Origin of the sequence: Microbacterium sp. A20, assembly GCF_004794515.1 — a bacterium.
Taxonomy (GTDB): Bacteria; Actinomycetota; Actinomycetes; order Actinomycetales; family Microbacteriaceae; genus Microbacterium.
This window is the reverse complement of the sequence record NZ_SSDF01000037.1, coordinates 16,057-27,317: the sequence shown is the minus strand read 5'-3', so window position 1 is coordinate 27,317 and position 11,261 is coordinate 16,057. Positions and strand designations below refer to the sequence as shown.

At 71.2% G+C, this 11,261-nt stretch carries 10 protein-coding genes and 1 pseudogene; 10 read left to right on the top strand and 1 reads right to left on the bottom strand.

The features are described from left to right. Positions 1-15 precede the first annotated feature (15 nt). The 8 genes and pseudogenes from DW298_RS02060 to DW298_RS02030 all read left to right on the top strand — a co-directional run bounded on the left by DW298_RS02060 (position 16) and on the right by DW298_RS02030 (position 7,731). Positions 16-1,233: a heparan-alpha-glucosaminide N-acetyltransferase domain-containing protein gene (locus tag DW298_RS02060; RefSeq protein ID WP_240744985.1), complete on the top strand. Its 1,218-nt coding sequence runs from the start codon at positions 16-18 to the stop codon at positions 1,231-1,233. A 67-nt stretch (positions 1,234-1,300) separates the two neighbouring features. After that, a complete protein-coding gene (locus DW298_RS02055; RefSeq protein WP_136040849.1) occupies positions 1,301-2,137 on the top strand; it encodes an aldo/keto reductase in 837 nt (278 codons plus the stop codon). Between the two features lie 89 nt (positions 2,138-2,226). Beyond that, positions 2,227-2,796 (top strand): FMN reductase, encoded by a 570-nt coding sequence (gene msuE / locus DW298_RS02050; RefSeq protein WP_136040848.1) that lies wholly within the window; start codon positions 2,227-2,229, stop codon positions 2,794-2,796. A gap of 33 nt (positions 2,797-2,829) precedes the next feature. Continuing rightward, positions 2,830-4,632, top strand: a complete 1,803-nt coding sequence (locus tag DW298_RS02045) for a DUF255 domain-containing protein (RefSeq protein WP_136040847.1) — start codon at positions 2,830-2,832, stop codon at positions 4,630-4,632. Positions 4,633-4,790: 158 nt separating this feature from the next. Continuing rightward, complete coding sequence (gene hisC, locus DW298_RS02040; RefSeq protein WP_136040846.1) at positions 4,791-5,858, top strand: histidinol-phosphate transaminase; 1,068 nt, start codon at positions 4,791-4,793, stop codon at positions 5,856-5,858. After that, positions 5,855-6,343 (top strand): annotated as a pseudogene (locus DW298_RS19705) (amino acid permease); the annotation flags it as partial. The gene hisC and the pseudogene DW298_RS19705, both read left to right, overlap by 4 nt. A gap of 65 nt (positions 6,344-6,408) precedes the next feature. Further along, positions 6,409-7,245: an amino acid permease gene (locus DW298_RS19700; RefSeq protein WP_275087533.1), complete on the top strand. Its 837-nt coding sequence runs from the start codon at positions 6,409-6,411 to the stop codon at positions 7,243-7,245. Positions 7,246-7,248: 3 nt separating this feature from the next. Next, a complete protein-coding gene (locus DW298_RS02030) occupies positions 7,249-7,731 on the top strand; it encodes an Lrp/AsnC family transcriptional regulator (RefSeq protein WP_029262641.1) in 483 nt (160 codons plus the stop codon). 4 nt (positions 7,732-7,735) lie between these two features. Here the strand turns inward: DW298_RS02030 and DW298_RS02025 are convergent, their stop codons facing one another. Continuing rightward, positions 7,736-9,289: a phospholipid carrier-dependent glycosyltransferase gene (locus DW298_RS02025; RefSeq protein ID WP_136040845.1), complete on the bottom strand. Its 1,554-nt coding sequence runs from the start codon at positions 9,287-9,289 to the stop codon at positions 7,736-7,738. A gap of 35 nt (positions 9,290-9,324) precedes the next feature. On the opposite strand from DW298_RS02025, the gene rsmI reads away from it, so the two are divergent. Further along, positions 9,325-10,152 (top strand): 16S rRNA (cytidine(1402)-2'-O)-methyltransferase, encoded by an 828-nt coding sequence (gene rsmI / locus DW298_RS02020; protein WP_136040844.1) that lies wholly within the window; start codon positions 9,325-9,327, stop codon positions 10,150-10,152. Continuing rightward, on the top strand, positions 10,149-11,255 hold the full coding sequence (locus DW298_RS02015; protein WP_136040843.1) for a LacI family DNA-binding transcriptional regulator: 1,107 nt from the start codon (positions 10,149-10,151) through the stop codon (positions 11,253-11,255). The genes rsmI and DW298_RS02015 overlap by 4 nt, the downstream gene beginning before the upstream one ends. Positions 11,256-11,261: the final 6 nt, after the last annotated feature.

The window sequence follows — 11,261 nt, the reverse complement described above, 5'->3', positions numbered from 1 at the left end:
CTCTACGATCATCTGGTGATCACCGCGCTCGCCCCCGTCCGCTGGTTCCGCGACTTCGGGCGCCCGCCGCGCATCCTCGGCCTGGACGTCGCTCGGGGACTGGCGATCCTCGGGATGGCCGGCGCGCACATCGGCGAGACCGAGGCCTTCGAGTGGCTCGACCCGACGACGTGGACCGACCTCGTGCACGGGCGGTCGTCGATCCTCTTCGCACTCCTCGCCGGGGTGTCCATCGCCCTGATGACCGGACGCAGCGTGCTCCCCGAGCGCGAGCGCCTCCCGAGCATCCGCCTGAACCTGGTCGGGCGCGGGGCCGTGATCTTCCTGATCGGACTGGCCCTGGAGATGCTGAACACCCCGATCGCGGTGATCCTCACCCTGTACGGCATCCTCTATGTCGCGGTGATCCCGTTCCTCCGGTGGCATCCGTGGCAGCTGCTGCTCGCCGCGGCCGTGCTCGCGCTGATCGGCCCGGCGCTGCTCGCGTTCCTCGGTGCCGTGATGCTGCAGCCGTTCGGCACCGGGATCGGCTTCGTGCTCTACGGCACCTACCCGATCACGGTGTGGCTGGCCCTCGTGCTGGGCGGCCTGGCGTTGGGGCGGATGCAGGTCGAGCGCGTGCGCACCGCGGTGATCGCGCTCGCCATCGGCGTCGTGCTCGCGGTCGTCGGCTACGGGCTCGGGGGCATCGGCCAGGCAGCGGGTTTCAGCACGCCTGCGGAGGACAGCAGTTCATCGTTCGTCGATTCCTCGTTCAGCGAGAGCTCCTTCGATGGGTCGTTCCCCGAGAGCGATGGCGGCGCGGTGTCGACGCCGAGCGGGTGGGAGGGGTATCCGCAGGCGCTGGCGGCCTCCGACCCGCTGGGCGCGGTGCTCGCTGCCGTGTTCGCGGTCGAGCCGCACAGCGGCGGCACGGCGGAGGTGCTCGGTTCCGGCGGCTTCGCGCTGGCGGTGATCGCGCTGTGCCTGCTGCTGAGCAGGCCGCTGCGGTGGGTCCTGCTGCCGCTGGGTGCGCTGGGTTCCATGCCGCTAACGGCATACAGTGCGCACGTGCTGTCGATCGTCCTCGTCGGCGGCCCCGGAGGCTTCTTCTCCAGCAACGCGCTCTGGGCGGCGACCGCCATCGGACTGCTGGTGGCGACGACGCTCTGGTCGATGTTCTTCGGCCGAGGACCGCTGGAACGACTCGTCGGTCGCGGGGCGGCTGCGATGGCGGCCGTCCCGCGGCGCTGACTGCCTGCCCTGACTTCTTTCTTCACCCGGCGGCCTCGACGTCGGATGCCGGTCATAGGCTGGAGCAATGAGCATTCCTGCACTCGAACTGAACGACGGCAATTCCATCCCGCAGCTCGGCTACGGCGTCTTCAAGGTGCCGCCGGCAGAGACCGAGCGCGCGGTGAGCGAGGCGCTCGAGATCGGCTACCGCCACATCGACACCGCCGCGATCTACGGCAACGAAGAGGGCGTCGGTGCCGCGATCGCGGCCTCCGGAATCGCCCGCGACGAGCTGTTCATCACGACCAAGCTCTGGAACGACCGCCACCACGACGACGAGCCGCGCGCGGCCATCGGCGAGAGCCTCGACAAGCTCGGCCTCGAGAAGGTCGACCTGTACCTGGTGCACTGGCCCACCCCGGCCAAGGACGACTACGTGCACGCCTTCGCGAAGCTCATCGAACTCCGTGAGGCGGGTCTGACCCGCAGCATCGGCGTCTCGAACTTCCTCGTGCCGCACCTGGAGCGCACGGTGAAGGAGACCGGCGTCGTGCCGGCCGTGAACCAGATCGAGCTGCACCCCGCCTACCAGCAGCGCGACGTGGTCGCCTGGGCCGACGCGAACGGCGTCAAGATCGAGGCCTGGGGTCCGCTCGGTCAGGGCAAGTACGACCTGTTCGGCACCCCCGCGGTGGCGGATGCCGCAGCCGCGCACGGGGTCACCCCCGCGCAGGCCGTGCTGCGCTGGCACCTGCAGAAGGGGATCATCGTGTTCCCGAAGTCGGTGCGCGCGGAGCGCCTGCGCGAGAACCTCGACGTCTTCGGCTTCGAGCTGACCGACGCCGAGATCTCGGCGATCGACGCCCTCGACCCGCTCGACGGCTCGGGCCGTGTCGGCTCGCACCCGGACGAGGTCAACTGACCCCGGTCGCCCATTCCGGCCCTCGGGCCCACATGACGCCCCGTGTCGCTCCGCGCGACACGGGGCGTCGTCGTGAGTAGCTTCGAGGCATGACAGCTCCGTTCCGCGTCGTGGCCGTGTCGGGATCCCTGCACGAGCCGAGCAAGACGACCGCCCTCGTCCGCGCGATCACGGACGCGATCGCCGATCGTGCCGAGGTCGAGTCGCAGCTCATCGAGCTCACGCAGATCGGCCCGGGACTGGCCGGCGCGCTCCAGCGCGACCAGTTGCCGCCCGAGGTCGAGGCGCAGCTGCAGGCCATCGAGTCGGCCGACCTGCTGATCGTGGGCAGCCCCGTCTACCGCGCCTCGTTCACCGGACTCTTCAAGCACCTCTTCGACTTCGTCGGCCAGTACGACCTGGTGGGAAAGCCCGTGCTGCTCGCGGCGACCGGCGGCGGGGAGAAGCACGCGCTGATCATCGAGCACCAGCTGCGGCCGCTGTTCGCGTTCTTCCAGGCGCTCACCCTCCCGGTCGGGGTCTACGCCAGCAACACCGATTTCGACGGGTACGAGATCGCCTCGGATGTGCTGCAGGCGCGCATCGCGCTGGCCGCCGAGCGTGCCCTGCCGCTGGTCGGCTACGCGGCTGCGCGCCCGGTCGAGCTTCTCGTCAGCTGACCGCGCGCCCTCCCTACGGCGTAGCGTGAGGGCATGACGAACCGGCTCGCCGACACGCTCAGTCCGTACCTCCGCGCTCACGCCGACAACCCCGTCGACTGGTACCCGTGGGGTGAGGAGGCGTTTGTCGAAGCCCGGCGCCGCGACGTGCCGCTGCTGATCTCGATCGGCTACTCGACCTGCCACTGGTGCCATGTTATGGCGCGGGAGTCGTTCGCCGACCCCGACACCGCCGCCCTCATCAACGACGGTTTCGTGGCGGTGAAGGTCGACCGCGAGGAGCATCCGCACGTCGACGGCGCCTACATGGCCGCGGCCTCCGCCTTCACGCAGAATCTCGGCTGGCCGCTCACGGTCTTCACGACGCCTCGAGGTCGCACGTTCTATGCCGGCACTTACTGGCCGCCGGAAGCCCGTGGTCAGATGCCCGGGTTCCGCGACGTGCTCGCCGCGGTGCGGGAGGCCTGGACGCTGCGGCGCGCGCAGGCCGAGGAGTCGGCGGATGCCGTGACCGACGCCCTCGCTCGCGCGGCGAACTCCAGGCCCTCCGACCTGCCCGACGTGGTGGCGATCGCGACGGCGGCGGAGGCGATCGCGCAGCGGGAGGACCGCGTCTACGGCGGCTTCGGCGGCGCCCCGAAATTCCCCGTCGCCACCACGCTGCGGTTCCTGCAGCATCCGGTGGTGCGGGAGGGCGCTCCACAGGCGGCGGCGTCGGCGGCACGGGCGCTCGCTGCGATGGCGGGTTCCGACCTCCGCGATGCCGACGGCGGCTTCTTCCGCTACGCCACCCAGCGTGACTGGACCGTGCCGCACTATGAACGGATGCTCACCGACAACGCGCAGCTGCTCGACGTCGCGCGGGACGCGGGGGAGGAGTCCACGGTGCGAGGAATCGCCGCCTTCCTGGTCGACGTGCTGCGGCGCGACGGCGGTGGATTCGGTGCCGCGCAGGATTCCGAGTCGACGATCGACGGCGCCCGCAGCGAGGGCGGCTATTACATGCGTCCCGTCGCCGACCGGACGGGCCTGGAGCCTCCCGCCGTCGACGGCAAGGTGATCACGGGGTGGAACGGGCTCGCGATCGGCGCCCTCGCCCGGGCGGGGGCGGCCTACGGCGCACAGGGCTGGATCGACGCCGCCGCTGCCGCCGCCGACCACGTGCTGCGGGTCAATCGGAACGCCGCGGGTGCGCTCGTGCGCACATCGCTCGACGGCCGCGCATCCGCCGCCGTCGCGACGCCCGCAGACCTCGGGCTCCTCGCCGACGGCCTGTTCGCGCTCGCCCTGGCGACCGGGGACGCCGAGTGGGCCGTGACCGCACGCGGCATCCTCGACGACGCTCTCGCCGGCACCGGTGGCGACGATCCACTGCTCTCGGCGCAGGGGATCGCCACCTCTCCCGACCAGACCGACGGTGACCTGCCGTCCGATGCCGCAGCCGTTGCCGGGGCCGCGCTCACCGCTTGGTGGCTGGGTGCAGGAGACCGCTATCGCGAGGCCGCCGCCGCGACCGTGAGCGCCCTCGCGTCGCGCGCGATCGAGCAGCCTTTCGCCCACGGCACGCTGCTGCGGGTGGCGGCGGGCCTCGCCCTTCCGCCTCGGCAGCTCGTGGTGACGACGGCCGACCGCGACGGTGCGCTCGCCGCAGCAGCCCGGGCCGCGGATGCCGAGGCCATCGCCGTCGTCACTCCCGCGCAGGCGCAGGCGTTCGCCGCTGCCGGGTTCGAGCTGTTCGAGGGCAAGGACGCGTCCGCAGAGCGCGCCTACGACTGCCGTGCGTTCGTGTGCCGCCTGCCCGTGAGTGACCCGGCGGAGGTCTCCACCTCCCGCTGACACTCCGGCCGCGGTGCACAATCTGCACAGCGATTCCCCCGCAGGCACCGTCCGGTTGCGCGGGTTGCGCAGCATCCAATGAACCGATTGCCCAGTGCCCGGCATCCGTTCTACTGTTGCGCGACCCCACCCGCGATCACAGCAAGGATGCTCTGACGATGCCCCTCCCCACCCGCGCCGGACTCGACGCCGTTCCCGCGTACCGTCAGGGGCGCTCCGCCCCGGCCGGTGCGTCGAAGCTCTCCTCCAACGAATCGCCGCATCCGCCGCTCGCCTCGGTCGCACAGGCCGTGCGTGACCGGATCGACGGTATCAACCGCTACCCGGACATGAGTGCCGCCGCCCTTCGTGAGCGCCTCGCCGCCCGCTACGGCGTGGATCCCGCCGAGGTCACCGTCGGTGCGGGTTCGGTCGAGATCGCCGCGCAGCTCATCCACGCGGTGGCGGGCGACGGCGACGAGGTCGTCTTCGCCTGGCGGTCCTTCGAGGCGTACCCCTCGCTGGTCCGCATCGCCGGGGCCACGCCGGTGGCCGTGCCGCTCGACGCCGACCACGTGCACGACCTCGACGCGATGCTCGCCGCGATCACCCCGCGCACCCGCCTGATCTTGGTGTGCAACCCGAACAACCCCACCGGGACCGTTGTGGGCGCCGACGAGCTGGAGCGCTTCGTCGCCGCCGTGCCGCACGACGTGCTCGTGGTGATCGACGAGGCGTACGTGCACTTCGACACGACCGAGAGCCGCGGTGCCGGCATCGAGCTGTTCCGCCGCCACCCGCACGTGGCCGTGCTGCACACCTTCTCGAAGGCCTACGGGCTCGCCGGGCTCCGCATCGGCTATGCGATCGCCCCGGCTGCCGTCGCCGAGAACCAGCGCAAGGTCGCCGTGCCGTTCGGCGTGACCGACCTCGCCCAGACCGCCGCCCTCGCCTCGCTGGATGCCGAGGACGAGCTGGCCACACGCATCGGCGAGGTCATCGAGCAACGAGAGCGCCTGCACGACGTGCTCACCGTCGCGGGCTGGCCCGCCGTCCGCTCGCAGGCGAATTTCGTCTGGGTTCCGTCCGGCGGTCGCACCCCGGAGCTCGAGGAGCTGCTGCAGGCGGGAGGCGTGATCGCGCGGGCCTTCGCCGGGGAGGGGATCCGCATCTCCTCCGGCTCCTCGACCGACATCGATCGCGTGGAACAGGCGCTCACCGCATCCACTTCGGAGGCTGCTGCATGACTACCGAACTCCCGCCCACCACCACGACCACCAAGGGTCTGCATCCGGGGCTCACCCGTCGCCAGATCTCGATGATGGGGCTCGGCGGCGCGATCGGCGCCGGCCTGTTCGTCGGATCCGGGCAGGCGATCAGCATCGCCGGTCCCGCCGTCCTGGTCTCCTACCTCGTCGCCGGCGGCATCGTCGTGCTCGTGATGGCGATGCTCGCCGAGATGGTCGCGGCACGACCGAGCTCCGGTGCCTTCAGCTCGTACGCCCAGAAGGCGATGGGGCGCAGCGTCGGCAGCGCGGTCGGATGGCTCTACTGGATCCAGCTCGTCGTCGTGATCGCGGCCGAGGCGACGGGCGCCGGTGCGATCGTGGCCAACTGGACGCCGGGCATCCCCGCCTGGGTGTGGGTGCTGATCTTCGTCGTGGCGCTCACCGCGGTGAACCTGTTCGGCGTGCGCAACTACGGTCGCTTCGAGTTCTGGTTCGCGGCGATCAAGGTCGCGGCGATCATCGCCTTCCTCGTGGTGGGGGTGTGCGCGATCGTCGGGCTCATCCCGGGGTGCCCGCGACCGGCATCGCGAACCTCGTCGACAACGGCGGCTTCGCCCCGAACGGCATCGCCGGCATCGCGGGTGCGCTGCTCATCGTGGTGTTCGCATTCGGAGGCACCGAGGTCGTTGCGATCGCCGCCGCCGAGTCGAACGACCCCGCACACAACATCCGCCGCATCGTGCGTGAGGTGCTCGTGCGCATCCTCGTCTTCTACGTCGGGTCGATCTTCGTGATCGTCGCGGTGCTGCCGTGGAACGACCCCGCGGTCAAGGACGGCCCGTTCTCGGCGGTGCTCGAAACCCTGAACGTGCCCGGCGTCGGCCTCGTGATGGACCTGATCGTGATCATCGCGCTGCTGTCGGCCATGAACGCGAACATCTACGGCGCCTCCCGCATGGCGTACTCGCTGGGGGAGCGCGGCCTCGCTCCGCTGGCCGCCACCCGCACGAGCCTCAAGGGCGTGCCGTTCGTCGCCGTGCTCGCCTCGGTCGCCTTCGGCTTCGTGACGGTGGGACTCAACTGGGCGTTCCCCGATGTCGTCCTGCCGGCCCTCCTCAACGTCGTCGGCTCGACGCTGCTCGTGATCTGGACGGCGACGGCGATCGCGCAGATCATCCTCCGCACTCGCGCGGACCGCGCGGGCGAGGAGATGCCGATGCGGATGTGGGGTTTCCCGTGGCTGTCCTGGTTCTGCCTGGTGCTGCTCGCCGCGGTGATCGCGCTCGCGATGATCGATGAGGCGGCGCGCATCCAGCTGCTGTTGACCCTCGCGCTCACCGGTGTGCTGCTCCTCGTCGCCCGGGCGACCAGGGGAGTCGCCCGGCCCGGCGTACCCCGGGAGTAGCCGATGCGCATCGATCGCCTCGACGCCCAGCTCATCCGGCTGCTCACCGAGTCGCCGCAGCTGCCGATCCTCGAGGTCGCGCGGCGGCTCGGGATCGCCCGCGGCACCGCGACGAGCCGTCTCGCGCGCCTGCATGAGGGCGGGGTGATCGAGGCGATCGTGCCGCGCGTCGACCCGGCCGGCTTCGGCTACGGCGTGGTCGCCTTCTGCCTGGTCGAGATCGATCAGAAGGTCGGGCACGACGAGGTGGCGACGGCCCTCGCCGACGCGGTGCCCGAAATCGTCGACATGCACACGGTCACGGGGGCGAGCGACATGCAATTGCGGCTGGTGGCGCGGGATGCCACGCGGCTGCAGGAGGTGCTCGACCGGGTCGCGCTCGTGCCCGGCGTCGCGCGCACGGCGTCATCGATCGCGATGCGCACGCACCTCTCCGGGCGCGTGCTCCCGCTGGTGGATCACGTCGCGACAGACGATCCCGCCTAGCGCCTCACACCCAGCCGGGCAGCCAGTTGTGCAGCAGCCAGAACTCGTACGGCACGCTCATCCCGGTCCACAGCGGCAGGAAGAACGCCGAGACGAGCACGACGAACACGAGGAAGATCATCACCGTGCGCTCGCCGGACTGCCGCCGGTACAACGGGTCCTCGCGCTTTCCGGCGATGACCCGCAGCGTCATCGCCAGCGCGAGCACGAGGAACGGCATCATCACGACCGTGTAGAACTGGAAGATCGTGCGCTCGGGGAACATCAGCCACGGCAGGTAGGTGACGGCGAGTCCCACGAGCGGAACGGTCAGCTCCGGCCCGACCGGCTGTCGCGTGATCCAGCTGCGCACCAGCCGGTAGATCAGATACACGGCCGCGGCGACCCCGCCGTACCAGATGAGTGGATTGGGGACGGCGGAGATCACGCCGATGCAGTGATCCGTGCCGCATCCCGAGGGGGAGGGGTCGACCCAGACGGCGGTCGGGCGCAGCAGCAGCGGCCACTCCCACGCCGGGCTCGCATAAGGGTGCCCGCGGCTCAGGCCGACGTGGAATCCGAGCATCGACTCGTGGTACTTCCACAGCGCGAGCAGGGGGTTGGCGTCGCTCTTGCGGTCGTATCCACCGGCGGTCACGAGCCAGCCGGTCCAGCTGACGAGGTAGACCGCGAGAGCCGGGAAGACGAGGAGCACGAAGGAAACGGGTCCCTGGCGGAATGCGGCGGCGGTCGGCCAGAGCACCACGCCCGCGCGGCGCCGAGCGAGGGCGTCCGTGACCACGACGTACAGCCCGAAGCCGGCGAGGACGTAGAGTCCCGACCACTTCACCGCGCACGCCGCGCCCAGGGCGAGCCCCGCGGCGACCAGCCACGGACGCCGCCACAGGACGGGTCCCCAGAACGGGTCGGGTGCGTCGGGGTCGCGTTGCTCGAGCACCGGGATCGTCCGCTGCCGGTCGATCAGCACGAACAGCACGCCGAGCAGGATGAAGAAGGTGAGGATGCCGTCGAGCAGGGCGATCCGGCTCATCACGATGCTGAGCCCGTCGATCGCGAGCAGGGTGCCGGCCACGCTCGCGACGACCACCGAGCCGCTGAGGCGTCGGGCGATCAGATACACCAGCAAGACCGATGCCGTGCCGAAGAGGGCCGTGGCCAGCCGCCAGCCGCCGCTGTTCTCCGGGCCGCCGATCGCCATGCCCAGCGCGATCAGCCACTTGCCCAGCGGCGGATGCACGATGAACGCGCCCTGATCGGAGAGCGGAAGATCCTCGCCGCTCGGGAACGCCTGGTTCGCGCCATCGCCCCACGTGCCCTCGTAGCCCAGGGTCCACAGCGACCAGGCGTCTTTGACGTAGTAGGTCTCGTCGAACGCCAGCTCATGTGGATGGGCGACGCCGATGAGGCGGAGCACGGCGGCCACGGCGGTGATGACCAGCGGCGCGAGCCAGCGGATCGCGCGGCCCCAGTCGGGGTCGAGGAGCACGCGATCGCGGAGTCGTCCGTAGCGCGTCAGCCGTGCCTCGGGGGCGGGGAGCAGGGGCACGGGCGCGGTCACCGGTCCAGCCTAGACAACGCGCCTAAGCTGGGCGGGTGATCATCCTCGCCGCCACTCCGATCGGAAATCTCGGCGACGCGTCCCGCCGCCTGGTGGAGGTGCTGGAGAACGCCGAGGTCGTCGTCGCGGAAGACACCCGCACCACGGTGCGACTCCTGAAGGCGCTGCAGATCGAGAACCGTCCGCGCCTGATCGCGCTGCACGACCACAACGAGAAGCAGAAGGCCGCCGAGCTCGCCGCCCTCGCTGCGGAGACCGACATCGTCGTGATGAGCGACGCCGGGATGCCGACCGTGAGCGACCCCGGCTACGGGCTGGTCGCCGAGGCGGTGGCGCAGGGCGTGACGGTGACCGCGATCCCCGGTCCGAGCGCCGTGCTGATGGCACTCGCGATCTCCGGCCTCCCCACCGACCGCTTCACCTTCGAGGGCTTCCTCCCGCGCAAGCCGGGAGAGCGCCGCTCGACCCTTCGCGCTCTCGCCGCCGAACCGCGGACCATGGTGTTCTTCGAGTCACCCGCCCGCCTCGCGAGCGCGCTCGCCGACATGGGGGCGGCGTTCGGAGACGAGCGCCGGATCGCGGTGTGCCGCGAGCTCACGAAGCTGTACGAGGAGGTGCGCCGCGGCACGGCATCCGAGCTGGTCGCCTGGGCCGAGAACGGCGTCAAGGGCGAGATCGTCGTGGTCGTCGAGGGTGCAGCCCGCCGGGACGCCTCGCCGGAGGACGCGCTCACCCAGGTGCAGAAGCTCGTCGCCGACGGCATCCGCCTGAAGGATGCCGCCTCGGAGGTGGCCGCGCTCACCGGCCTCTCCTCCCGCGACCTCTACCAGGCCGCGCTCGCCGCCCGCTCCGGAGGGGCATGACCGTGAGCAAGGCGGCGACCGTGTACGACGTGGCCGATCGGGCCGGTGTGTCCATCGCCACCGTGTCGCGCGTGCTGCGCTCGCCGGATGCCGTGCGCCCGATCACGCGGGAGCGCGTGCTCGACGCCGTCGCCGCACTGGGTTATGTGCCCAGCGGCAGTGCCCGGGGGCTCGCGGAGCGCCGCACCGGGGTGCTCGGGCTGTATTTCCCCGGCTTCGACGCCGCCGAAGACGCTCCGCCGCTGGACGCGCTCTCCGCCGCCGATGCACCACCGTTCGCGCTCGTCCGCGATGACGCGGATGCCGACGACGGGCACACCTCGATGCTCTTCCTCGACGAGGTGCTCCGCGGTGCGGAGCTGGAAGCGTGGAAGCAGGGCTTCGTGCTCATGGTCGGCGTCGGACGCGACGATCCCGACCGATCGACGGTGCGAGACATGGCCGGCCGTGTCGACGGTCTGATGGTGCTCGCGAGCAGTGTGCCCGACGACGTGCTGGCGCGCCTCGCGCGACGCATCCCGGTCGTGGTCCTCTCCGGCCCCCCGCGCGGCGACCACTACGACCACGTCACCGTGAGCAACGCCGAGGCGATGGCCGAGCTGACCCGGCAGGTCCTGGCCCAGGTGGGGGACGGACGGCTCGCCTTCCTCGCGGGACCGGCGGACTCGCCGGACGGCCAGCAGCGGTTGGAGGGGTTCGCCGCGGCGGTGACGGCTGCGGGCCGATCCCTCGACGACGTGAGCGTCCTCCGCGGCGACTTCACGCGCGGATCCGGCCGCCGTGCGGCCGAGGAGCTCGCCGCATCCGCTGCACCGGCGGCCCTGATCGCCGCGAACGATCAGATGGCGCTCGGCGCGCTCGACGTGTTCCGCGGCGCCGGGATCCGCGTGCCAGAAGACGTCCTCGTGACCGGGTTCGACGGCATCGAGGCGGCCGCGCTGTCGCGCCCCCCGCTCACCACGATCCGCCAGCCCATGATCGACCTGGGGCGAGCGGCGGTGCAGGTGCTCGCGCGGCGTCTGGAGAGCGTGGACGCCGAGCCGGTGCTGGCTCGCCTGCCGCTGCAGATCATCCTGCGCGAGAGCTCGCAGCGCCCTTCCTGACGCCCC

What these genes read in the sequence shown, in the direction of transcription:
- DW298_RS02015 (WP_136040843.1), top strand. Translation starts at nt 10,149, where the DNA reads ATGACCGTGAGCAAGGCGGCGACCGTGTACGACGTGGCCGATCGGGCC.
- DW298_RS02055 (WP_136040849.1), top strand. Translation starts at nt 1,301, where the DNA reads ATGAGCATTCCTGCACTCGAACTGAACGACGGCAATTCCATCCCGCAG.
- hisC (WP_136040846.1), top strand. Translation starts at nt 4,791, where the DNA reads ATGCCCCTCCCCACCCGCGCCGGACTCGACGCCGTTCCCGCGTACCGT.
- msuE (WP_136040848.1), top strand. Translation starts at nt 2,227, where the DNA reads ATGACAGCTCCGTTCCGCGTCGTGGCCGTGTCGGGATCCCTGCACGAG.
- DW298_RS02030 (WP_029262641.1), top strand. Translation starts at nt 7,249, where the DNA reads ATGCGCATCGATCGCCTCGACGCCCAGCTCATCCGGCTGCTCACCGAG.
- DW298_RS02045 (WP_136040847.1), top strand. Translation starts at nt 2,830, where the DNA reads ATGACGAACCGGCTCGCCGACACGCTCAGTCCGTACCTCCGCGCTCAC.